The organism is Planosporangium flavigriseum, from assembly GCF_011947225.1.
Classification (GTDB): domain Bacteria; phylum Actinomycetota; class Actinomycetes; order Mycobacteriales; family Micromonosporaceae; genus Planosporangium; species Planosporangium flavigriseum.
In genome coordinates, this window is sequence record NZ_JAATVW010000022.1 from 34,906 (window position 1) to 57,272 (window position 22,367).

Here is a 22,367-nt window from a genome sequence, read left to right on the forward strand (position 1 = left end):
AGTGGTCCTCCTCAACTCGGGTTGGGCTGGTAGGGCAGGAAGAACCGCCGCAGCACCCGTCCGAGCGCCATCCGCATCGCCCGCAGCGCTATGGCGAAGCCGCTGGCCGACTTGGCGGAGTCGACCTGGTCCGGCGACAGGCCGCGGTCGATGGCGTCGATGCGGGTCTGCATGTTGGTCGCGAAGTCGCGCATCAGCACGGCGGTGACGTCGGAGATCATGCCGCGGCCGTACTGGGCGGCGGCCCCGGACAGTTGCAGATCCTGGGCCACGTCCACCCTCGTACCGCCGCGCGCGGGGACCAGGGTCGCGGTGACCAGCATGGCGGCCTGGCCCCGGCCCTTCTCGTCGGATCCGACGGCGTCGACGACGATGCGTTTGGCCGCGTCGTCTCGCTCCTTGATCTGCGCGGTCCCGGCGAACTGCAGCCTGACCGGTCCCATCCGGACAGCGACAGTGCCGAGGTACTTGTCGCCGCCGAGGTCCTGGGTCAGCTCCGCACCGGGCAGGCACGCGGCGACCTGGGGAATGTCGTCGAAGAACCGCCAAACCTTGTCGACGGGTTGGGCTACCTCGAAACCGCTCTTGATCAGCATCAGGCCTCCTGCGTGCTGAGGTAGGCGTGCGGGTCCTTCGCGAAGGCGTCACGGCAGCCGACGCAGCAGAAGTGGTACGTGACTCCGTCGTACGCGTACGGGTGACTCGACGGGTCGGCGCGGACTGTCATGCCGCAGACCAGATCGCGGGCTTCGGTCGCCACGGTGGTACCGGCGGCCGCCGGCGCGGCTTCGGGCGCGAGCCCGCCCGAGGCGCGCAGCTGTACCAGCTGTGCGAGGACCGCCACGGCGATCTCACGGTGCGAGGTGGGGCCGAGGTCCAGCCCTACCGGTACGTGGACCCGGTCGAGCAGGTTCCGGGGTAATCCACGGTCGGCGAGGTAGCCGAGGACTGCCTCGCCGCGTTTGTGGGAGGCGACCAGCCCGACGAACGCGGGGTACGCCGACACCGCCTGTTCGATCGCGTCCTCGTCACCGTGGCCCTGGGTGGCGACCACGACGATGGAGCGGGCGTCCAGGTCGGTGGCGGAGAAATCCGGTCCGTCCCGGACATCCGCCCGCCACCCGAGGGCCCGCGCGAGATCGACGAGCGTGTGGACCATCGGCGAGCGGCCGACGATCGTGAGGTGTGGGGTCGAGATCACGGGTTCGATGTAGACCTGCAACGCGCCCTCGCTCTGACAGGAGATCGGGACCGCCACCATGCCCTCCGGTACGGCTCCGCCGAACTGGTCGCTCGCGCCGAGTAGCAGCAGTTTCGGCTTCCGCTCGGCGATCACCCGCTGGGCTTCGCGTACCACCGCGGGCTCGGCGCAGGCGCCGCCGATCCAGCCGTGGAGCTGCCCGGCCGCGGTGATGAGCGCCCGCGAGCCGGTGTGCCCGGAGGACGGGCCCTGGCGCCACACCACCGTCGCGAGCGCGAACTCCTCTCCGCGCCGCGACAGCTCACCGGCCAGGTCGAGCATGTCCCGGCCGTCGATCGGAGGGTCCATCGGTTCTCGGTTCATCAGTCGTCCGTCCTGACCGGTGGCGCCCCGGACACGTCGTGGCGCTGGGTCAGCGCCTCGTACACCCGGTCCGGCAGCAACGGCATGTCGATGTTGCGGACGCCGGTGTCCCTGATCGCGTCCATCACCGCGTTAACGAAGGCGGCCGGGCCGCCGACGGTGGCGCACTCGCCGACGCCTTTGGCGCCGATCGGGTGGTGCGGGGACGGCGTGACGACCTCGTGCAGCTCGTAGCCGGGGGTCTCCCAGGCGGTGGGTAGCAGGTAGTCCATGTAGTTCGATCCCACGCAGTTGCCCTGGGCGTCGAAGGTGATGAACTGCATGCTGGCCATGGCGTACGCCTCGGTGAGGCCGCCCATGATCTGCCCTTCGACGATCATGGGGTTGATCCGGACGCCGCAGTCGTCGACCGCGACCACCCGCAGCACGTCCCAGACGCCGGTCTGCGGATCCACCTCGACGGTCACGATGTAGCAAGCGAATGGCCAGGTGAGGTTGGGCGGGTCGTAGTAGGCGACGTTCTCCAGGCCGGGCTCCATGCCGTCGGGCATGTTGCTGTACGCGGCCGCCGCGCACTCCTGGATGGTGACGCCTTGGCCCGGCGCGCTGCGGACGTAGAAACGGCCAAGCTCCCACTCGATGTCCTCTTCGGAGACCTCGAGCAGGTGGGCGGCGAGCTTGCGGGCCTTCGCCCGTATCTTGCGCGCCACCATCGAGACGGCCGCCCCGGCGACCGGGGTGCTGCGCGAGGCGTAGGTACCCATCCCGAAGGGCGCGGTGTCGGTGTCGCCCTCCTCGACGGTGATGTCCTCGGCCGGGATGCCCAGCTCGTGGGCGACGATCTGGGCCCACGTCGTCTCGTGCCCCTGGCCCTGGCTCTTGGCACCGGTGCGCAGGATCGCCTTGCCGGTCATGTGCACGCGCAGTTCGGCGGAGTCGAACATCTTGATGCCGAGGATGTCGTACTCGCGGCTGTTGCCGGCGCCCAGCGGCTCGGTCATCGTTGAGATGCCGATGCCGAGCAGGCGTCCCCGCTGCTTCGCCTCCTCCTTCTGTTTGAGGAAGCCCTGATACCCGATCGCTTCCAGCCCGACGTCGAGGCACTTGCCGTACTGGCCGGAGTCGGTGAGGAAGCCGAACGGGGTGCGGTGCGGGAAGTCGTGGTCGCGCACGAAGTTGCGGCGCCGGAACTCGGCCTGGTCCATGCCGAGGTCGTCGGCGGCGGCCTGCATCATCCGTTCCTGGAAATACATCGCCTCGGTGACCCGGAACGAACAGCGGTACGCGACGCCGCCGGGCGCCTTGTTGGTGTAGACGCCGCGGTTGACCAGATGCGCCGCGGGAATGTCATAGCAGGCGAAGGCCGAGTGCAGCAGCCCGATCTTGAACTTGCTCGGCTGGGCGTCGGAGAAGAACGCGCCGTGGTCGGATTCAGTCTGCATCCGTACACCGAGGATCTTGCCGTCGTTGCGGAGCGCCATCTCGCCGCGCAGGTAGATGTCGCGTCCGAAGCCGGTGGAGATGAGGTTGCCGGTCTTGTCCTCGATCCACTTGACCGGCCGTTCCAGCAGGATGGACGCGAGGATCGACGCGACGTAGCCCGGGTACACCGGCACCTTGTTGCCGAAGCCACCGCCGAGGTCCGGCGACACGATGCGGATCATGTGCTCGGGCAGCTCCGCGACGAGCGCCACCGCGGCGCGGATGATGTGGGGCGCCTGCGTGGTCATGTAGACCGTCAGCTTGGACGTCGACCGGTCGAAGTCGGCGATCGAACCGCAGCACTCGAGCGGGGACGGGTGCGAGCGGGGATAGTGCAACTCAAGCGTCGACACCACGTCCGCCTGCGCGAAGGCCCGATCGGTGCCTTCCTTGTCGCCGACCTCCCAGTCGAAGACGACGTTGTCGGGCTGGTTCTCCTTGTCGTCACGGATCAACGGCGCATCCTCGGCCAACGCCTGGGCGGGGTTGACGATCACCGGTAGCGGCTCGTACTCGACGACGATCGCCTCACACGCGTCCTTGGCGATGTACGGGTCGTCGGCGATCACGCAGGCGACCTCCTGGCCCTGGAAGCGCACCTTGTCCGTGGCCAGGACCGCCTGCGTGTCATAGGACAGTGTCGGCATCCAGGCCAGGTTGCGGGAGGCCATCATCTCGCCGGTGAGGACGAGCCTGACACCGGGTACCTGCCAGGCCTTGCTGACGTCGATCGAGGTGATCCGGGCGTGCGCCAGCGGGCTGCGCAGGATCTCCATGTGCAGCATGTCGGGCAGGACGATGTCATCGACGTAGCGGCCCTTACCGCGGACGAAGCGGTTGTCCTCGACGCGCCTGCGGCTCGCGCCCAGCCCGCCGATCTTGATCTCGTCCCGTGCCTGCGTCACGATGATCGCTCCCGTCTCGCTCAGCTTGTGGACTGCGACTGCAGCTTCTTGGCGGCCCACAGCACGGACTTGACGATGTTCTGGTAGCCCGTGCAGCGACAGAGGTTGCCGGACAGCGCCCACCTGACCTCGTCTTCGCTCGGGTCGGGGTTGGAGTCCAGCAGTGCCTTGGCGGCCAGCATCATGCCCGGCGTGCAGAAGCCGCACTGCAGGCCGTGCTCGTCTTTGAAACCCTCTTGGATCGGATGTAACTCGCTCGTCCCAGCCAGGCCCTCCACGGTCGTGACCTCATGGCCGTCGGCCTGGACGGCGAGCATGGTGCAACTCTTGATCGGTCGTCCGTCGAACAACACGGTGCACGCACCGCAGTTGGTGGTGTCGCAGCCGGTGTGCGTGCCGGTGAGTTTGAACCCCTGCCGCAGCAGGTGGGCCAGCAGCAGTCGCGGCTCGACGTCGGCCGTGCGCTTCGCGCCGTTCACGGTGATGGTGACCCGTCGCACCGGCACGTCACCGGCCGGCTGTTCACGGATCTCCTCGTAGAGGCCGGTCATGTCAGGCTGCCCTCTCGGTTGACTCTTTGACGCCGGTCAGGATGCGCACGACGAAGGTGCGGACGATCTGTCGCTTGTACTCGGCGCTTCCCCGGTGGTCGGTCCTCGGCTGGGCGGCCCGCGCGGCCAGATCGGCGGCGTTGTCGATGCTGTCGCCGGTGAGTTGGCCGCCCGCGAGGGATTGCGCGGCGTCGCCTGCGTCGATGGTCGAGCCGCCCACGCCGGTCAGCGCGATTCCGGCACGGGTGACAACCGCGCCGGACAACTCGACGGCGACGGCCACGCCCGCGGTGGCGAAGTCGCCGACCCGCCGCTCCAACTTCAGGTACCCGCCGGCGGCCTGCCCTTTCGGGGCGGGGATCACGGCCTCGACAGCGATTTCGTCGTAGCCGAGGGTGTTCTGGAATGGGCCGGTGACGAACTGCGTCACCGGGATGCTGCGCCTCCCGTTGGCGCCCTGCGCGACGACATGGCCGCCCAGAGCGGTGACGACCGAGGCCCAGTCGCCCTGGGGATCGGCGTGGCACAACGAGCCGACCAGTGTGCCGCGGTTACGCACGATGGGGTCGGCCACGAGCGGAGCGGCCGCCGCCATCGTCGGTTGCCGGGCGGGTAGGACCGCCCAGCGTTCCAAGTCGGCATGCCGGCACAGCGCGCCGATACGGATCGTGCCGTCGGGGTCGACCGTGTGGTGGTCCAGCCCTGGCAGGCCGTTGATGTCGACCAGCAGTTCCGGCGCGGCGAAGCGCAACTTCAGCAACGGCACCAGGCTCTGGCCACCAGCGAGCACCTTCGCCTCGCCTCCGCCCTCCTGCAGCAGGGCGATCGCCTCGTTGATCGAGCGCGGTGACTCGTAACGGAACCGGGACGGATACATCCTGCCTCCTGGTCGGCCGAGTTATCTGGGGTGGGACTCAGGTTTCCCGGTCGCCTCGGGATCGGCGACCGCCTGCGGCATGGACTCCGCCTCGGGGTCGGGCCGGGGTTGCTGGTGCGGCGGCCACGGCCCCTGCACCGGCTGAGCGGCCACCTTGAGGTATTCGACGAGTTGCGGGAAAGCCCACACCGTGGGGCTCTTACCGGTCTTCGGCGCGTTCTCGATCAGCTCGTACAGTCGCGGGTTGCCCTGGTGATGTCCGCTCGACTCGACCGCCATGACCGACGCCCTTTCGCTCGAGGGCCCTATGTGCGCTGTCGTCGGTGGTGCGCGGTCATGGTGCGCGCCATTTACAACCCCCGCAATTGATGATTAAGCAAAGGCTTATGTCGCTCCGGCTTCATAGACGGGCGGCTGCGCGGTGCCTCGCTTCTTCGGCGGGGGCGGGGGCCCGGTCGGGGCAGCCAGACGGTCACCGATCGCACCGTGGTGGCTTGCCACGCCGTCGGCACGCGCCCCGTGACCTGCGGAATCAAGCCATTGCTTAAGTCATGATTGACAATGTCACGGCCGGGGGTCCCAATGGGGTCCCGGGCAGCGGTCGTACCAGGACGAGAGGGCGCGGACATGCAGTTGCCGGCCCCGTTCGACTACGAGCGGGCGACGAGTGTCGACCATGCCATCCAGCTGCTGGATCGGCTCGGCAGCGGCGCACGCATCGTGGCCGGGGGGCACAGCCTGCTGCCGATGATGAAGCTGCGGCTGGTGAACGTCGAGTACCTGATTGACATCAACGACCTGCACCGCGAGCTCGGCTACGTCCGGGTCGAGCCGGCGCGCATCCGGATCGGGGCGATGACGCGCCATCGCGAGCTGCTCGACAGCCCTGAACTGCGCCGTTCGCTGCCTATCTTCCACGACGCGGAGCGGGCGATTGCCGATCCACTCGTCCGCAACCGGGGCACGATCGGCGGGGCGCTGTGCCAGGCCGACCCCTCCGAGGACCTTTCGGCCGTGTGCACGACCCTGGACGCGAGCTGCGTGATCCGTGGGCCCGGCGGGGAACGGGTCGTGACGATGGCCGAGTTCTACCGCGGTCCCTACGAGACCGCGGTCGGCGCCGCCGAGATCCTCACCGAGATCCGCATTCCGCTACGGCCCAACGGTTCCAGCGCCTTCGAGAAGGTGGGGCGCCGGGCGGGCGACTGGCCGATCGTCTCCTGTGGAGTCGCGGTCTGGCTGGACGGCGCCGTGATCACCGATGCCCGGGTCGGGCTCGCGGCGGTGGGGCCGAACACGACGGGGATCCCCACGGTCTCGCGGGCGCTGCGCGGGCGGCCGCCGTCGGAGGAACTCTTCGCCGAGGCCGGCGCGATCGCGGCCGCCTGCTGCACTCCGGTCGACGATCAGCGCGGCAGCGCCGGCTACAAGCGCCACCTCGCAGCCGAGCTGACCCGGCGGGCACTGCGACGAGCGGTTGCCCGCCTCGACGGCCGGGAGTCGTGAGCATGCAGGTCACGATGACGGTCAACGGCGCCGAGGCGACCGGTGAGATCGAAGCCCGCCTGCTGCTGGTGCACTTCCTGCGCGATCACCTCAGTCTGACCGGCACGCACTGGGGGTGCGACACGAGTAACTGCGGGGCGTGCGCCGTATGGCTCGACGGTGAGCCGGTGAAGTCGTGCACGGTGCTGGCCGCAATGGCCGCGGGTCACGAGGTGCGCACCGTCGAAGGTCTGGAGCGCTTTGGAGAGCTCGACGCCGTCCAGCGCGGCTTCATGGAGTGCCACGGGCTGCAGTGCGGCTTCTGTACCCCGGGGATGCTGATGACGGCCCGTGCCCTGCTCGACCGGAATCCGAGCCCGTCGGAGCAGGAGATCCGGGAGGCGATCTCCGGCCAGACCTGTCGCTGCACCGGCTACGCGACGATCGTACGGTCGGTCCAGTGGGCCGCCGCCGAAGAAGCCGGCACGCGGACGTCCATCGTCGACGACGGTGCGCCATGAGACGCGCACCGAAAGCGCCTGATCATCGGGTACCCGAGGCGGCCTCGGCGCCCGACTCCCGGCCCACCGCGTTCGTCGACAACGACCGTAAACCGGTGGGTCACGGTCGGATGCTGCGTAAGGAGGACCCGCGGTTCGTCCGCGGCAAGGGTCGCTTTCTCGACGACATCCAGCTGCCCGGCATGCTGCATCTGGCGCTGCTGCGCGCGCCGATCGCGCACGGGCGGATCCTGAGCGTGGACGCCAGCGCCGCCGAGGCGCATCCGAAGGTGAAGTTGGTCGTCACGGGTGCGATGCTCGCTGAGAGGGGCCTCGCCTGGATGCCGACCATGTCAGGCGACGTGCAGGCCGTCCTGGCCACCGACAAGGTCCGGTTCCAGGGGCAGGAGGTCGCCTTCGTCGTCGCCGAGGATCGCTACGCGGCCCGGGACGCGCTCGAACTCATCGACGTCGAGTACGAGCGGTTGCCGGCCGTCGTGAACGTCCGCACCGCGCTCGACCCGTCCACGCCCGTGATCCGCGACGATCTCCCGGGCAAGAGCGACAATCACTGCTTCGACTGGGAGACCGGAGACAAGGCCGCGACCGAGGCGGCGTTCGCCCGCGCGGACGTGGTGGTCAGTCAGGACATGGTGTATCCACGGGTCCATCCGGCACCGCTGGAGACCTGCGGTGCCATAGCCGACTACGACGCGGTGGACGGCGGGCTCACGCTGTGGTCCACGACCCAGGCACCGCACGCGCACCGGACGCTGTACGCGCTCGTCGCCGGTCTGCCCGAGCACCAGATCCGGGTGATCTCCCCGGACATCGGCGGCGGCTTCGGCAACAAGGTGCCGATCTATCCGGGCTACGTCTGCGCGATCGTCGCCTCGATGCTCACGGGCAAGCCGGTCAAATGGACGGAAGACCGTTCCGAGAACCTCACCAGTACCGCCTTCGCCCGCGACTACATCATGCAGGGCGAGATCGCGGCCACCAGAGACGGCACGATCCTCGCTGTCCGGACCAGCGTGCTCGCCGACCATGGCGCCTTCAACGGCGTCGCGGCCCCGGCAAAGTACCCGGGCGGCTTCTTCGGGGTCTTCACCGGCAGCTACGACCTTCAGGCCGCCTACTGCACGATGACGGCCGTCTATACCAATAAGGCTCCCGGCGGTGTCGCGTACTCCTGCTCGTTCCGCATCACCGAAGCCGTCTATCTGATCGAGCGGTTGGTCGACTGCCTCGCCTTCCAGTTGACGATGGATCCCGTCGAGCTACGCCTGGCTAACCTGCTCAAGCCCGAACAGTTCCCGTACACGACCAAGACCGGGTGGGTCTACGACTCAGGGAACTACGAGGTCACCCTGCGCGAGGCGGTGCGGATCGCCGACTACGACGGACTGCGACGCGAGCAGAAAGACAAGCGTGCGCGAGGCGAACTGATGGGGATCGGCGTCTCCTTCTTCACCGAAGCCGTCGGCGCGGGACCCCGCAAACATATGGACATCATGGGCCTCGGCATGGCCGATGGCGCGGAACTGCGCGTCTACCCCACCGGTAAGGCCGTGCTGCGCGTGTCGTGCCAGTCGCAAGGGCAGGGCCACGAGACAACGTTCGCGCAGATCGTCGCCGAGGAGATCGGCATCCCGCCGGCTGACATCAAGGTCGTGCACGGCGACACCGACCAGACGCCGTTCGGGCTCGGCACCTACGGCAGTCGCTCCACCTCCGTCTCCGGAGCGGCCGCGGTCCTGGTGTCCCGCAAGGTGCGTGACAAGGCCCGGCTCATCGCCTCCGCGATGCTCGAAATCTCGGTCACCGATCTCGTATGGGACAAAGGCTCCTTCCACGTCGTGGGCGACCCGACCTCGTGCGTCACCATCCAGGAGATAGCGATGCACGCGTACGGCACCGGCGACCTGCCCGACGGCGTCGAGGGTGGCCTCGAAGCACAGGTCCACTACGACCCCGAGAACCTCACGTACCCCAATGGCGCATATATCTGCGTCGTCGACGTGGACGCCCAGACCGCCGTTTTCACCGTACGGCGATTCGTCGCCGTGGACGACTGCGGTACCCGCATCAACCCCATGATCATCGAAGGCCAGGTACACCGCGGCCTCACCGACGGCGTCGGCATGGCACTCATGGAGATGATCGCGTTCGACGATGACGGCAACTGCCTCAGCGGATCGTTGATGGACTACCTCCTTCCCAGCGCCCTCGAAGTGCCCGACTGGGAGACGGGATACACCGTGACCCCGTCGCCGCACCATCCGGTCGGAGCGAAAGGGGTGGGGGAATCCGCGACCGTCGGCTCGCCCCCGGCGGTGGTCAACGCGGTAATGGACGCGCTCAAGCCCTACGGCATCCGCCATGCCGACATGCCCCTGACCCCGTCACGGCTGTGGGAGGCTATCCGGGGCAACCCGCAACCACCTATCTGACTTCGCCAGTTGCTCATGACCGGGCAGATCCGCGCGCTGCCTAGCTCCAGAGCGTCACGTGAATCGACGGCTTGAAATGGCGCACGGTGACCCCGGAGTCGCGCAACATGGCCTGGGTAGCGCGAGGTGTGGTAACGAAACGCGCCAACTCGGCCGCCGTCGGCGGCGCCTGTTCCGCCGTCAGGGTGAGGATGCTCCAGGTGCCTTGGGCCTGGATCGGGACACGCCGAAGGTCGCCGTGGACCAGGGCCTGCGCGACGGCGAACGATAAGGCCAGGGCTAGTCCTTTGCCGCGCTTGGCTTCTTCGACCGCGGCCGCGTGGCTCTGGAAGATGCGCTGATGACCCTCGGGGACGTTGATTCGGCGCAGTATGTCTGGAATTACGCCCGTATCGTAAGCCGCTGACGGACCGAGTAACCACCTTTGTTCTCGGAGAGCGTTGACGCCCGGCTGGAGTCTGGTCATCGGGTGGTCCGGCGCTGCCACGGCGACAACCTGGTAATTCAGGAAGTGGGCGCTGGTGATCGAGGCGTCCAAACTGGCCGGGCGCGGACCGATTGCCGCGTCGACCGTTCGGGTCAGCAAGAGCTTTTCGAAGCGGCCGGGATCATGGCTGCTGAGCTCAACGTCCAGATCGTTCGCACGGTCAGCGAAGAGCTCGATCAGGCCGGGCGCGGCGTGTTCGGCGAACAGGGCCTCCGTGGCTACCCGCAGCAGCCGCCGGCCACCGCCGGCTTGGCGTACCTCGATGATGGTGCGATCTTGCAGATTGAGCATCTCCGTCGCTCTGCTGGCCAGGCGCAGCCCGCCTGGTGTGAAAGCCAGACCCGAGGAGGTCCGGACGAACAGCTTGTCGCCGAACTCCTTGCGCAATTGACCGATGTGCAAGGACACCGCGGCCTCGGATACCTGTAGGTCGGCTGCCGCGTGCTTTACCGAACCCAGCCGTACTACCGCAGCGAAGGCGCGCAACTGAGTCGGTGTCACACCCTTCTCCCCAGCCGCAGCAACGACCGATCGGACCCCGGCCTATCGTAGATCCACATGGGGGCGGTCCGACAGAGGGTAAAACCGAGCCATTTCGTCCCGTGTGGCGGTGGGCTTCGACGTGGCGCAGGGCCAGGATGGCGGGCACGGTCACGGTGGCCTGACACGGGCACCGGCGCAGCGTCATAAGGATCTTTCGAATTGATGGTCAATCAGGCGGTGATCCCGTTCTGGTCCCCGCGTCTTGCGGTGCGATGTCCCGCTGATGACGTGGCTGAGGGCGCTGAGGCAGCGGACGGGCGACTCGGGAACCGGCCCGGACTGGACGACAGGCACCGTACTTAACTATGCGTGGTGACAGGCGTGGTAACAGCGAACGCCCACCATGCCAGCTCGTCCCACTCAATACCTCGGGTCCGCCGAGGACGCACAGCGCCGAGGGCTGCTGATGTCAGTGGGCCGGCAGGCGGCCGGCGGCGAGCTGGGCGCGCGGGGTGGCAGCCACGCCGCGCCGTAGCGCGAGGTGCGCGCCGCGGTGGCAGGGCTTTTCGCCTCCGGCCGGGGTGGTCCGGCCCCGGGATGGCCAAGATCCGTAGGGTCGTCACGGTGGGTGAGTGGTCGGGCGGGATGGCAACAGCTCGTGACGGTTGCGACAATGCTTATCTAGGACTGCAAGTTGTTACGCCGCAACGGATTCCGACTGCCAAGACGAGGTTAGACCGTGCGATTCACGCCGAGTGCCAATGACGACCGGTTCTACGAGTTTTTCTCCAAAGCGGCGGCAAATCTCGTCCGCGGCACCGAACTGCTCAACGAGCTGGCCCTGCCCGATGCCGACGTGCAGTCGATCAGCGAGCGCTTGATCGAGGTCGAGCACGACAGCGATGCGATCACCCACGAGCTGTACAACAAGGTCAATGCCAGGGACGCCACGCCGTTCGACCGAGCGGACATCTGGCGACTCGGCTCCCAACTCGACGACGTGATGGACCACCTCGAAGCCGTCGGCAGTCTGCTCTACCTGTACGGGCTGACCACGTTGCCGACGTTGCCGCGCGAGATACACGAGATCGTCAGAGTGCTCGACCAGCAGGCCAGGGTGACGGCCGAGGCGATGCCCCGGCTGAAAACCATGACGGACCTGCGGGAGTACTGGGTCGAGTGCAATCGTCTGGAAGACGAGGGTGACCGCGCCTACCGGATGCTGCTGGTGCGCCTGTTCTCCGGCGAGTATGACGCGCTGACCGTGCTGAAGATGAAAGAGGTCGCCGACGAGTTAGAGGCGGCCTGCGACGCCTTCGAACACGTTGCCCATACGGTCGAGACCATCGCCGTCAAAAAGTCCTGACGTGCGGCGCGTGGCGCCGAATCCTTGAGGCGCAAATCGGGACGCCTCGCCGAGCGCCCACAGCACCCCACCGGTCGTCACCGCCATAAGCGCGACGGCGGCGGCGAGGGTCAGCCCGTCGGGGGCGATCAGCGACTGGCCGCGCAGCGCCTGCCAAGTGGCCAGCAGAGTGAGTCCGGCGTATGCCGCAGCCAGCACGGCGATCAGTTGGACCCGTACCCGTTCGTCGTGCAGCCGGCGGATCCGGCGGGCGCCGAGGGCGAGTGCGAACGCGGCCAGTGGTAAGGCCTGGAGCGCATGCATGCCGACGAAGTGGCCGACGCGCAGGTCGCCGCCGGTGGTGCTCCACCCCGACGGCGGACCGGTTGTGGCACCGGTGGTTCCCCGAACTGCTGGAGCATTTCTGAACGAGCCTCGCTGGCAGCCGCCGGGATTGACGCCGTTCTCGGGGCGGCCCCACTGCCGGGTGGGGCCGCCCGCGCTGTTGGTGGCTAGACCCGGTGCATGGCCGGGGCGCCGGCCGGGGTAACGAAGGAGGCCGCTGCCGAGATGGGAGCGTCGGGCCGCTGGACGTAGGGCATTGACATGAAGTCGGAGCGGAGTTCGTCGCGGGTGTACTTCATCCTGACGTAACCGCGGCGGTTCTGGATGAATTTGATGTGCGGGTTCTCGGCGAGTACGGTCGCGCCGCCATTGACCGTGTCGCTGCCGTCGTCGCCCGAGGTGACCGAGGTGGTGACCAGCTCGACGCCGACGGTGGCCGAGTCGGGGTTGGCGAAGTCGGCCTTGATCTCGTTGGCGAAGTGCATGTGGACGTCACCCGTGAGGACGACCGCGTTGTGCCGGCGTGCGGCCCAGGTGTCGCGGATGCTGTCGCGGTCGTAGCCGTACCCGTCCCAGCCGTCAGAACCGAGGGTCTCGACGGGGCCCGCGGTGATGTCCCGCTTGGCGAAGAACACGCCCTGCGGCAGGATCTGCCAGGTAGCCCGGGACTGCCGGAGGCCGTCGAGCAGCCAGGCGCGTTGTTCGGCGCCGAGGATGGTGCGGTTGGGGGAGTTGTACTCGTCCTTGCGGTTGGAGAACCACCAGGTTGAGCCGTTCGTGTTGCCGGCCTGGCGGTCCCGGAAGGACCGCTCGTCGAGGACGTGAATGTCGGCCAGCGAGCCCCACCGTAGGCGCCGGTAGAGCTTGATGTCTGGGCCGTTGGGTATGGAGGCCCGGCGCAGCGGCATGTTCTCGTAGTAGGCCTTGGCGGCCGCGGCGCGGCGTGCGGCGAAGGCGTCGGACGGCACGCCGTTCTTGTCGTAGACGCCGGCCCAGTTGTCCTGCACCTCGTGGTCATCCCAGGTGACGATCCAGGGCGCGGCGGCGTGGAGTTGCTGGGTCTCGGGCTCGTTCTTGTACAGGGCGTAGCGTGCGCGGTACTGGGCCAGGGAGACGCAGGTGGAGCCGGGGTGGACGCGGAAGCGGCCGGCCACGCCCGCACCCTCGTAGATGTAGTCGCCGAGTTCGAAGACGACGTCCGGGTTCTCCTCTGCGGCGTGCCGATAGGCGGTGAAGTAGCCGCCTTCGTAGTGCGAGCAGGAGACGGCGACGGCGTGCAGGTCGCGGTGGTTGCCAGGGGCCGGGCTGGTGAGGGTGCGACCGACCGGCGAGAGATGGCCGCCGACGCGGAAGCGGTACCAGTACTCGTGACCCGGCTGCAGGCCCTCGACCTCGACGTGGACGGAGTGCGCCCATTCGGGAACGGCGGGCGCCACGCCGGAGCGGACGATGTGGCGGAACTGAGGGTCGCGGGCGAGCTGCCAGCTGACGTCGATGTTCTGACTGGGCATCCCGCCGGCGCCGTCCTCGGCGAGCGGGTCGATGGCGAGGCGGGTCCACAGGACCACGCCGTCGGGAGTGGGATCGCCGGAGGCGACGCCGAGCCGGAACGGGTCCTGCCCGGTCCAGCTGGGCGACGTGTGCCCGGTGGCGGCGGCCGCGGCGCTACCGCGGCCGCCGAGTCCTACCGCGAGGCCGGCGGCGAGGCTGACCCCGACGAAGGTGCGACGGCTGTATTGCCTGCGTCGCGCCGCGTTCGCGCCCTGGTCGGGGGCGACTAGGCGCAGTGGGCCGCTGTTGTCGGTTTCGCTCATTGGTGCGGATCTCCTTGCAGGTGCGGGTCGTGCGTCCGGCGGCTGACGCCGCCAAGGAACACGGAACCCGATCTTGAGCGGAGCCGACAGGAGCAGTACTAAGTCTGGGAGTTGAACAAGTGGGAAACCCACGCCGAGGATGTCGGTGGGAACGGGGCGCGCCCTCGGTGGAGATCCCTCCACAACCTGCGGGCCGCCGTTGCCGTGCTCTGGGGTCAAGGGGCCGTCGGTCAAAATCCGGCCGTTCCCACACAGGTAAGAGGGCATATCCGAGTGATGGATATGCCCTCTCGTCGTCTCTGGGTGACTAATAGGTCCTAACAGAATGGTCATGCGCGAGCCGACTGGCGGCCGGACGGAAGATCCGACCAAATGGGGGAGGTGCGGCCGAGCGCAGTCTCTATGATCACGGCCGTGAACACAGAACCCATCACCATTGATGGCGTAGCAGGCCCGGTTGTCGTCGCCACCAACGCACTCTGGGGCCACCGCGCGCTCACGGTCGGCGGCCAGCCGGCGCCCCGGGTCGGTAAGCACCAGTACACGCTGCCGGCCACGGCCGGCGGTACCGTCTACGCCACCGTGCGGAGCGCATACGGCGACCCTTACCCGACCGTGGAGGTCAATGGCGTACGGCACCGTACCGGGCCGAAGATACCCGTCGTTCTGAGAGTCCTGTCGCTGCTGCCGTTCGCGCTGGCCATTGGCGGGGGTCTCGTCGGTGGACTGTTCGGAGCGCTGGGCGTCCTGGCCAACGTGGCCGTCGCCCGTACCCGGATCCCGTCGATCGTCAAAGCGCTGATCATGGTTGGCGTCGCCGTCGTCGCGTGCCTGGTCATGCTCGCGGTCGCGGTCGCCCTCGCGCTGAGCGGAGTGACCAGCCAGAGCTAGAAGCGGCGCCTCCGGCGGCCAAAGCGGCTGCCCTGGAACCCGCCAGTTGCCTCCGGCAGCCAGGGCCTCTGGCCCTGGACCCGGGCGCTTCGGGATGCCCTCAGGTGGGGGAGTGAGGTCCACAGGCGGCGCGGGGAGAAATCTGGAATACAACCTTGTCGAAACGACCGTCTCGCACCTCTGTAGACCAACGAGCACAGCGTCTTGACCTGCTCATATAGCGCGGTAGCGTCCGAGTCAGCGCAAGGTTCCGTTGACACCCGCCGGGTCGGCGTACGCGCTTTCGACCGGCCCCGGTCGAAAGCCCTGTGTCAGTGCGGGTCGGCCCCCGTATGCTGGCCGGGGTAGCCCACACCCCGCCCTTGGTGGAGGTCCCGATGAGCACACCCGACGCGGACTACTCTGGCTACCCGCCGCCCCGGCCGTACATGTCCGTCGAAGAGCTGCTGGCGGCGAAGAACACCCAGCCGATCCGTTCCCTGGACGACCTCGCCGCTGACACCTTCGAGTCGGACGAGGAGCTGGAGGAGTTCCTGGCCTTCACGTACGCCGAGCGCCGCCGCGACGTCGCCTGAGCGCGGCCGTGCAACCTGTCATCCTCGACACCGACGTCGCCTCGCTGTCCCACAAGCGCAAGCTCAGCGGTCCGTTGGCCACCGGCTCATCGGACGCAAGCCGCTGATCACCTTCGTGACCTACGGTGAGCTGACCAAGTGGACCGAGATCCGCCACTGGGGCCCGCGCAGCCGCCAGGAACTCGCCGACTGGCTCTCCGGCATCCCGGTCCTGCCCGGCGACGAAGCCGTCGGCACCGTCTGGGGCCGCCTGTCGGCCGCAGGCATCCAGCGCGGACGGCCCCGCCCGATCAACGACATGTGGATCGCGGCCTGCGCCATTACCTACGATCTGCCGCTGGCCACGCTCAACCTTAAAGACTACGAGGACTTCAAGGCCCACCACGGCCTGCGTATCCTTGGCGCCGAATAGTCAACGGGCAGCGGCCAAGCCCGAGAATGCCGCCCAGGCGAGCCGGCCGGGTTGTGGCGACCGCGTCGAGGGAAGCGGCAACCGGCTCGACGCCGTCGGTGCGGCCGTCGCCCGTTGCTCTTTGAGAAACTAAAGACGCGTCCGCAGGCGCGCGATGGGCTGGCGTCGAGAGAGGTCGATGGCGACCAGCCGGCCGGTCTGGTCCCACACGGCGAGGGTGTCGGCGAGTTTTCGAACGCCAATGCCGGCGACGGTGGCGGGAAATACGACTCGCAGGTTGCTGTCGGGGATCTCGACCGTAGTGCGATCGGGTTCGTCGATGCGTAGGCCGAACACCCCGCCGCTGGCGAGCAGTGTCGGCTTGGTGCTCGTGATCCATGGGCCCAAGCGGTGGCCGGTGACGTCGTAGGTGTCGGTGCTCTCGTCGTGTTTAGTGGTGAGCAGCGTTGCCGATGCGAGTACCGCGACGTTGGCGGTTCCGTCGAGGTTGACGGGCTGCCGGGACCGCAGCATGAGCGAGGGCAGGTCCCAGCGCCACACCTGAGTGCTCGCCTCACCGAGGGACAGCGGGTCGGTGACCCGGACCAGGGCGGCGAGGCTGGTTGGACTGCGGTCGATGTGCAGCAGTTCGATTGTGGAGTCCAGTTCACGCCAGGCGATGCGGGGCGTGGTATCGACCAGGTCGATGAATGCGATGCCATCGTCGTCGAGCACCGTGAGCAGCGCGCCGTCGTAGTCGGGCAGTATGTGGTGTGCGGTGACCACGACGGGTGGCCCGAGTCGGCGGGTGGTCAGGTCGAGCCTTCGGAGCTCGCAGGTGCGGCCGCGCCGTGCGACCAGCAAGACGTTGGCGCCGTGGTCGGCGACGACGAGTTGGTGCGCGGGGGCGTCCCAGCTGGCGCGGGTCCGGCCGTCGAGGCCTATCAGGCGTACGCCGAAATCGCCGTGCGCGGTGATGATCATGCGGCCCGACAGCGTGACTGCGTCGTGGAGCGGCAGCTGTCCCGGGTCACCGGTGGTCGTGATGTCCACTCTGGAACCGAGCACAGACCCCCGCCCAGTCGGTACCGGTGGCAGGTCGGCCGCTGCCAGTCGGTCGGCGCGGTCGCGGAGCGCGCGGGTGATCCGTTTGTGACCGCTGGGCTCGCTGACGGCGTTGGCGGCGGGATCGCGTACCAGGAGACGGAGCGCGGCGGTGCACAGCCGTCGGTCCTGTGCGGCGTCGGCGCAGCGCAGTTCGGCCAGCGCGGAGACGAAGCCGCGCTGCGCCGACGCCAACTCCTGGTCCCGGCCATCGAGCAGCGCGACCGCGGTGGTCATGGTGTCGCTGGTCGGTTGCCACGTGGCCAGGTGCGCGAACAGGTACCCCGCGGTATGGCCACCGAGTGCCATGCCGGCCTGGATGTTCGCCACCACGAGCGGGCGCAGCTCTTCGTCGGGCCAGGCCGCGTCGACAGCCCCGCCATGGTCTCCGGCGGCCTGCAGCGCGTGTACCCATTTGGCACGCAGTTGCCTCGCCGCAGCGGTGTCTACCTGGGCCAGCCGCTCGATGGCGCCGGCGAACGCACCCCGGGCCCGCGCCACCTGGACCGCGCGGTCCCGGTCGCCGGCTCGCCACCACAGTCGTACCACCAGATTCGGGTCGAGTTCACGTCCCTCGGCGAGCGTGGCAGCGAGGCGGGCTTGATCGTTCCGCTCCAGCAGCCCGACCGCCTCGGCCGACTCATCCAGCAGGTCGGCAAGCACGAATGCGGACTCCTCGATACGTCCGGCGCGTTCCAGTTCGGTGGCGGCCTGCCGGTACAGCGTTCGTAGGCGATTCTGCGCCCCCGGGTCGAGCGGGATCCCGCTACCGGTCCCGAGATGCGGGTGTGGCACCAGGTCACCCGTGCGTGGTCGGGGAAGCCGAAGCGTGAGGGCGCCGCCCTTACCGCCGACCGCGATCGCCTCACGCAGGGCGGTGTCCCAGTCGCGCCGGCTGAACGCGGCGTTGAGCCGACGCAGGTACCGCTGCTGCGCGCGAGCCGCCAGCCCGGCGGCCGGGCTGGCCAGCACGAGCCGGGCCAGCAGCGCGCCCCACCGCCCTCCTGCGCTACCGGGCCGCCCGGCCGCCGCTACCTCGCCGCCGGCCCAGCGGTAGGCGGCGCCCTGATCGGTTCCGGTACGTGCACCGCGCAGCAACGCCACCCCGAGGCCGACGACGACCGGCACGATCAGGTGACTGTTGGAGGCTGCCACCAGCGCGCCGATGATGCATACGACGGCAACCAGGGCGGCGGTGAGCAGGGCGGCCCGACCGGGACCGGCGCCGGGCGGCCGACTGCGACGGTTCGATCGGGTAGCGGTGGTGAGCAGCCGGCGGGTCCGAGGTGACGGCTGCGCGATGCCGGCCAGTGTCCGCAGGTCAGGTGCTGGCGGGGGCGGTTGCCAGGGCGGCGGTGTCACAGCCGCGGTGGCCGGGCGGTCCAGCGCCGCGACCGGTTCGATCCGCAGGTTGCTCAGGTCGAACCAGGAGTCCCGGTCGACAGGGGTCAGCTCCGTCCGGCTGAACCGGGTAGTCGTAGCCGCATGTGGGATCAGCACGTCGCCGGGCCGGGCGTCAGCGGTGGGCGTTCCGTCAGCGTGTAGGACGCCGTCGCTGTCGACGAGGACGAGGCCGGGGGACAGTTCCGCACGTACCTCGACCGCTCGGTCGTACTCCAGCAGCCACGCTCCGTTGGGTAACTCGAACAGCGCGGCGGCGGGTTGCCACGCCTCGATGACGCGTTGACGGGCCTCAGGCTCTCCGAGCAGGGGTACGTCGATCACGAGGGCGCGGGCCTGGAGCCTGCCGCGGAACGCGCTCATTCGCCGCTCCGGATGGTGCACAGCAGCTGGTTCGAGGCGAGGTCGGCAACCTCGATCAGCCCATCCGGGCGTGGCACGGCAAGCCATGGTTGGCTCGGGTGCAAGGCCGGCTCGGCGACTCCGCCGGACCAGCGGGTCAGGACCCGGGTCTGAGTCGGCGAGACCAGGCGGACGATCAAGCCGCCGCTCGACAGGGTCACCAACCGCGGGCCGTCGATGGTGGCCAGGCCGACGACCTTCGCCCCGTCCGGCACCGTGACATGGTGGACGACGCCGGGCGGTGTGTAGATGTTCCATGTGGTGGCGTCCACGGTCCAGGCGCCGCTGTCGCCGGGGCCGAGCACGAGCTGAGCGTCGGCGGGGATATCGGCTCCGCGCGGCACGTCGCCGCGGATCGCGGTGTTGATGCGCCAGGCCATGCGCGGTTGGTCCACCTGCTGGCCGGGTGCGACGGCCGCGAAGGATTCCAGCAGAGGCGGATCATCCGTGGACAGTCGCCACCAGACGCCACCGATCTCACACAACAGGTCTCCGGCGTGGAAGTACAGCGGCGACAGAGCCGGTTCCGCGGCTGCTTCGGCATCGCCGATCGACATGCCGATGGCAGCGAGCGGTACCGCGAGCTGGTGCAGCCGGCCGAGCGGCTTACCGATCACGACCGCCCGCAGCGTCTGGTCCACGCAGGTCAGCACCACGAGCCGGCGGCCCAGCCAGGAGGCGCCCAAGACGGGACCGGGCAGCCGGTGTCGTCGCGGGCGTCCCGTCGGCACCGGGAACGAGACGATTTCGGCGGGGCCCTCGCCGCGGGCGACTAGGTACGGCCTGGTGCTTGGGAACAGCGGTGCCCGCAGCGGTCCGGCACCGGCGCTGGCAGGCACGGTGGCGCGTTGGAATCCGGCGCCACGCAGGACCCGCAGCGCGATGTCGTGATCGGGCAGGCTCAGGTCGATCCGGCGCTCGCCGACGGAGATCCGTACCGTGGTCGCGCCGTCGATGCCCCACTCCTGCTCGCGGCTGACCAATACCCGGTGGCGTTTGGATAGTTGGCCGGCCAGTTCGGGTCCAGTCAGCAGCCAGGCTTCATCCGCCGCATCGAGCTGTTCCATCCACTCCCGCACGGTCGCGGAGGTGGGCTCGGCGGCTCTGCGGGCGGCCAGCCACGCGTCGAGCTGTCCGGTCAGACCACCGTTCCGCCAGTAGCCCGGCCGCTCGCCCAACATTCCGACAACCAGTGAACGCCCCTGCGCGATGGCCCGGCGGTGCAGCACAACGAGCGCGGCGAGCTGGACCAGCCGGGTGGCCCCGAGTTGCGCGGGACCGGTGTCCACGAGCGCGGCAACCCGACCGCGCACCGCACTGCTCTGGAAGGCGGGCGCCAAATACAGCAGTTCTCCAGTCGCGGCGCGGCGCACGAACTCCTCCGGCAGCTCCTGTGCGAGCAGCAGCTGAGAGGGCAGGAGCCGCTCGACATCGCCATGGCTGGTCAGTCCGGCGTACCCGTCCGGCTGCCCATGGCTGGCCGAGCTTCCGTCCGCACCGGACAAGAGCTTGTCGATGTGCCGCACCAGTGGGCCCATGGCGAGCGCGACATCGATGGTGAGAGTCGAAAGCGCCGGCGCCCAAGGGGCGAGCGACGCCGGGAGATCGGGGCGCTCAGACATCAGGGTCCAGCCGTGCGGGATCGACCGGTTCCCGCGGCAGCGGACCGGCCAGGACCAGACCGGGCAGCAACGCGACCAGTCCCACCTGCTGGCCGACGAGTCGGCGCAGCGGCTCACGCAGCAGGTCGGCACACGGCCAGGGCTCGGTAAGCGTCGGTACCAGGACACCACCGTCCCAACCCAGGTAGACGGCTCCGTCTGCCCAGGGCAGCTCAGCGCGATCGCCGAGCACGATCAGCCAGCCCTGCTCTTGGCTGGCACAGACGCGAAGCTGGGCACCGGCCGCCACCCGGATCAGGGTGTCCGCCCGCAGTTCGGCCATGACCGCACCGGACGCGACGACGGCGGCGGCCGGCAGCGGCGCGTCGCGCCGGTGCCAGCGCAGGGTCAACGACGCCTGACTCACCGCTGGATCGCGGCGACCAGGAGGCCGCGCATGTCTTGGAGCGCCTGCGGAGCATCAGCAAGGACGAACCCCGCGTCGATCTCCCGCAGAGTAGCTTCAATGCGCATCCGGTCATCGCGCTCCGGCGGTCCGGCGCTCAGTTCGTCGAGCAGCCGCCGGCCCGTCTCGACCAGTCGGGCCGCCCGGGCTTGCGGGCCACGGGCGAACTCCTCCGCGGCGAACACCAAGCTGGTGTTCCGTGCCTGCGCCACCAGATCCGACAGTACGTCCCGCGCCAGAGCTTGGGCGTCGGGGGTCGGCGCGATCAGCGGCAGTACCCAGAGGTCGTCACCGCTCGCCACGGTGCGCCCATCCAGCGCCGCTGCGGCCGCCACGAGCCGCTGCGAACGCACAGCCCGGCGGTCGCTGAGCGGCACACCCGCCTGACGCAGCCGGCGAATCGCGGTACCCAACAGGCCGCGTACACCGCTCAGGTCACATCCGCGAGCTGCCTCGGTGAGCCGATCCAGCGCTGGCAGCAGCGACCCCGGAGGATCCACCGGGCGGCTGCCCGCAGCCCAGCCCACCTCCAACAGTTCGTCGAGTTGCGCGTCCGGCACGGGGGTGACGAAGATGCGCGCCAAGAAACGGTCCGCGAACGCCGCGAGCGCGGGATCGTCGGGCAGGGTGTTGGCGGCGCCGACGCAGACCCGCAACGGGCACGACAGGAGAGTTGATCCCCGCCGGAACACCCGTTCGTTCAAGATGCCCAACAGGGTGTTGAGCACCGCGGTCGAACCGAGGAACACCTCATCGAGGAACGCCACCTCCGCCTCGGGCAGCATGCCGGCGGTCTCGAACTCCACCACGCCGTCACGCAGTCGACGCAGGTCGACAGAGCCGAAGATCTCGTTCGGCTCGGTGAACCGACCGAGCAGGTACTCGAAATACCGCCCGCCGAGCTGACCAGCCGTCCGTCGTACCGCCTCGGACTTGGCGGTGCCCGGCGCGCCTATAACAAGCAGGTGCTCGCCGGCGACGGCGCACAACACGACTACCTCGGCGGCCACTTCCCGGTCGACAAGACCGACTCGTGCCAGAGTGACCGCTTCCCGAAGGGCGGTCGCATCCGACGACAGGGCATGAGGCTGCGTGGAGATCTTTTGCACCGGCGAAGTGTACGAAGCCGAGTTCGATGCCCGCATCCCCGTTACTCCGCGTGACCACCGCCCGCCGACTCCGTCGCCGTACCGGTACCGGCACGGTCTCATCCGGCGGGTAGTGGCGGGTGCCGGCAATCGCGGT

At 68.8% G+C, this 22,367-nt stretch carries 20 protein-coding genes; 7 read left to right on the plus strand and 13 right to left on the minus strand.

What is annotated here, in order from left to right:
- Positions 1 to 11: 11 nt before the first annotated feature.
- The 6 genes from HC028_RS23395 to HC028_RS23420 are packed head-to-tail and all read right to left on the minus strand — an operon-like array spanning position 12 to position 5,658.
- On the minus strand, positions 12 to 596 hold the full coding sequence (locus HC028_RS23395; RefSeq protein ID WP_168079556.1) for an SRPBCC family protein: 585 nt from the start codon (positions 594 to 596) through the stop codon (positions 12 to 14).
- The gene (locus tag HC028_RS23400) at positions 596 to 1,549 is read right to left on the minus strand and encodes an XdhC family protein (protein WP_168079557.1); all 954 of its coding nucleotides are present in this window, start codon (positions 1,547 to 1,549) and stop codon (positions 596 to 598) included. Before HC028_RS23400 ends, HC028_RS23395 begins: the two co-directional genes overlap by 1 nt.
- Positions 1,550 to 1,563: 14 nt before the next feature.
- Positions 1,564 to 3,951 carry an aerobic carbon-monoxide dehydrogenase large subunit gene (locus HC028_RS23405; protein ID WP_203981414.1) on the minus strand — a complete coding sequence of 796 codons (2,388 nt, stop codon included), beginning with the start codon at positions 3,949 to 3,951 and terminating at the stop codon, positions 1,564 to 1,566.
- A gap of 20 nt (positions 3,952 to 3,971) precedes the next feature.
- Entirely contained in the window at positions 3,972 to 4,502 is a 531-nt protein-coding gene (locus HC028_RS23410) for a (2Fe-2S)-binding protein (RefSeq protein WP_168079558.1), read from the minus strand.
- Between the two features lies 1 nt (position 4,503).
- Positions 4,504 to 5,379, minus strand: a complete 876-nt coding sequence (locus tag HC028_RS23415) for an FAD binding domain-containing protein (protein ID WP_168079559.1) — start codon at positions 5,377 to 5,379, stop codon at positions 4,504 to 4,506.
- Between the two features lie 21 nt (positions 5,380 to 5,400).
- Entirely contained in the window at positions 5,401 to 5,658 is a 258-nt protein-coding gene (locus HC028_RS23420) for a hypothetical protein (RefSeq protein ID WP_168079560.1), read from the minus strand.
- Between the two features lie 348 nt (positions 5,659 to 6,006).
- Between HC028_RS23420 and HC028_RS23425 the strand changes: the two genes are divergently transcribed.
- The 3 genes from HC028_RS23425 to HC028_RS23435 are packed head-to-tail and all read left to right on the plus strand — an operon-like array spanning position 6,007 to position 9,817.
- On the plus strand, positions 6,007 to 6,885 hold the full coding sequence (locus tag HC028_RS23425; protein WP_168079561.1) for an FAD binding domain-containing protein: 879 nt from the start codon (positions 6,007 to 6,009) through the stop codon (positions 6,883 to 6,885).
- Between the two features lie 2 nt (positions 6,886 to 6,887).
- Positions 6,888 to 7,385 carry a (2Fe-2S)-binding protein gene (locus HC028_RS23430; RefSeq protein WP_168079589.1) on the plus strand — a complete coding sequence of 166 codons (498 nt, stop codon included), beginning with the start codon at positions 6,888 to 6,890 and terminating at the stop codon, positions 7,383 to 7,385.
- Entirely contained in the window at positions 7,382 to 9,817 is a 2,436-nt protein-coding gene (locus HC028_RS23435) for an aerobic carbon-monoxide dehydrogenase large subunit (protein ID WP_168079562.1), read from the plus strand. The genes HC028_RS23430 and HC028_RS23435 overlap by 4 nt, the downstream gene beginning before the upstream one ends.
- Positions 9,818 to 9,857: 40 nt before the next feature.
- On the opposite strand, the gene HC028_RS23440 is transcribed toward HC028_RS23435, so the two are convergent.
- Complete coding sequence (locus HC028_RS23440) at positions 9,858 to 10,805, minus strand: LysR family transcriptional regulator (RefSeq protein WP_168079563.1); 948 nt, start codon at positions 10,803 to 10,805, stop codon at positions 9,858 to 9,860.
- Between the two features lie 721 nt (positions 10,806 to 11,526).
- Here HC028_RS23440 and HC028_RS23445 point away from each other — a divergent pair.
- Positions 11,527 to 12,153: a DUF47 domain-containing protein gene (locus tag HC028_RS23445; protein ID WP_168079564.1), complete on the plus strand. Its 627-nt coding sequence runs from the start codon at positions 11,527 to 11,529 to the stop codon at positions 12,151 to 12,153.
- On the opposite strand, the gene HC028_RS28580 is transcribed toward HC028_RS23445, so the two are convergent.
- Both HC028_RS28580 and HC028_RS23455 read right to left on the minus strand, forming a co-directional pair.
- Positions 12,082 to 12,456, minus strand: coding sequence for a hypothetical protein (locus HC028_RS28580; RefSeq protein WP_308442066.1), 375 nt, complete (start codon positions 12,454 to 12,456; stop codon positions 12,082 to 12,084). The genes HC028_RS23445 and HC028_RS28580 overlap by 72 nt on opposite strands.
- Positions 12,457 to 12,644: 188 nt before the next feature.
- On the minus strand, positions 12,645 to 14,291 hold the full coding sequence (locus HC028_RS23455) for an alkaline phosphatase D family protein (protein ID WP_168079565.1): 1,647 nt from the start codon (positions 14,289 to 14,291) through the stop codon (positions 12,645 to 12,647).
- Between the two features lie 414 nt (positions 14,292 to 14,705).
- Here HC028_RS23455 and HC028_RS23460 point away from each other — a divergent pair, with 414 nt between their 5' ends.
- The 3 genes from HC028_RS23460 (at position 14,706) to HC028_RS23470 (ending at position 16,169) form a co-directional block, all read left to right on the plus strand.
- Positions 14,706 to 15,182 (plus strand): hypothetical protein, encoded by a 477-nt coding sequence (locus HC028_RS23460; protein ID WP_168079566.1) that lies wholly within the window; start codon positions 14,706 to 14,708, stop codon positions 15,180 to 15,182.
- A 377-nt stretch (positions 15,183 to 15,559) separates the two neighbouring features.
- Positions 15,560 to 15,757, plus strand: a complete 198-nt coding sequence (locus HC028_RS23465) for a hypothetical protein (RefSeq protein WP_168079567.1) — start codon at positions 15,560 to 15,562, stop codon at positions 15,755 to 15,757.
- A 115-nt stretch (positions 15,758 to 15,872) separates the two neighbouring features.
- Complete coding sequence (locus tag HC028_RS23470) at positions 15,873 to 16,169, plus strand: PIN domain-containing protein (RefSeq protein ID WP_239075568.1); 297 nt, start codon at positions 15,873 to 15,875, stop codon at positions 16,167 to 16,169.
- A gap of 129 nt (positions 16,170 to 16,298) precedes the next feature.
- Here HC028_RS23470 and HC028_RS23475 read toward each other — a convergent pair whose 3' ends face one another.
- Genes HC028_RS23475 through HC028_RS23490 form a run of 4 tightly spaced genes read right to left on the minus strand, consistent with a single transcriptional unit; the run spans position 16,299 to position 22,231 of the window.
- Entirely contained in the window at positions 16,299 to 19,016 is a 2,718-nt protein-coding gene (locus HC028_RS23475; protein ID WP_168079568.1) for a bpX6 domain-containing protein, read from the minus strand.
- Positions 19,013 to 20,677, minus strand: a complete 1,665-nt coding sequence (locus HC028_RS23480; protein WP_168079569.1) for a hypothetical protein — start codon at positions 20,675 to 20,677, stop codon at positions 19,013 to 19,015. The genes HC028_RS23475 and HC028_RS23480 overlap by 4 nt, the downstream gene beginning before the upstream one ends.
- Entirely contained in the window at positions 20,670 to 21,083 is a 414-nt protein-coding gene (locus HC028_RS23485; protein WP_168079570.1) for a bpX5 domain-containing protein, read from the minus strand. The genes HC028_RS23480 and HC028_RS23485 overlap by 8 nt, the downstream gene beginning before the upstream one ends.
- Positions 21,080 to 22,231, minus strand: a complete 1,152-nt coding sequence (locus HC028_RS23490) for an AAA family ATPase (protein WP_203981413.1) — start codon at positions 22,229 to 22,231, stop codon at positions 21,080 to 21,082. The genes HC028_RS23485 and HC028_RS23490 overlap by 4 nt, the downstream gene beginning before the upstream one ends.
- Positions 22,232 to 22,367 lie beyond the last annotated feature (136 nt).

Excerpts from the sequence above, each read along its gene's own strand:
- HC028_RS23395 (WP_168079556.1), bottom strand. The coding sequence starts at position 596 with ATGCTGATCAAGAGCGGTTTCGAGGTAGCCCAACCCGTCGACAAGGTT.
- HC028_RS23400 (WP_168079557.1), bottom strand. The coding sequence starts at position 1,549 with ATGGACCCTCCGATCGACGGCCGGGACATGCTCGACCTGGCCGGTGAG.
- HC028_RS23410 (WP_168079558.1), bottom strand. The coding sequence starts at position 4,502 with ATGACCGGCCTCTACGAGGAGATCCGTGAACAGCCGGCCGGTGACGTG.
- HC028_RS23415 (WP_168079559.1), bottom strand. The coding sequence starts at position 5,379 with ATGTATCCGTCCCGGTTCCGTTACGAGTCACCGCGCTCGATCAACGAG.
- HC028_RS23420 (WP_168079560.1), bottom strand. The coding sequence starts at position 5,658 with ATGGCGGTCGAGTCGAGCGGACATCACCAGGGCAACCCGCGACTGTAC.
- HC028_RS23425 (WP_168079561.1), top strand. The coding sequence starts at position 6,007 with ATGCAGTTGCCGGCCCCGTTCGACTACGAGCGGGCGACGAGTGTCGAC.
- HC028_RS23430 (WP_168079589.1), top strand. The coding sequence starts at position 6,888 with ATGCAGGTCACGATGACGGTCAACGGCGCCGAGGCGACCGGTGAGATC.
- HC028_RS23435 (WP_168079562.1), top strand. The coding sequence starts at position 7,382 with ATGAGACGCGCACCGAAAGCGCCTGATCATCGGGTACCCGAGGCGGCC.
- HC028_RS28580 (WP_308442066.1), bottom strand. The coding sequence starts at position 12,456 with ATGCATGCGCTCCAGGCCTTACCACTGGCCGCGTTCGCACTCGCCCTC.
- HC028_RS23455 (WP_168079565.1), bottom strand. The coding sequence starts at position 14,291 with ATGAGCGAAACCGACAACAGCGGCCCACTGCGCCTAGTCGCCCCCGAC.
- HC028_RS23465 (WP_168079567.1), top strand. The coding sequence starts at position 15,560 with ATGAGCACACCCGACGCGGACTACTCTGGCTACCCGCCGCCCCGGCCG.
- HC028_RS23475 (WP_168079568.1), bottom strand. The coding sequence starts at position 19,016 with ATGAGCGCGTTCCGCGGCAGGCTCCAGGCCCGCGCCCTCGTGATCGAC.
- HC028_RS23480 (WP_168079569.1), bottom strand. The coding sequence starts at position 20,677 with ATGTCTGAGCGCCCCGATCTCCCGGCGTCGCTCGCCCCTTGGGCGCCG.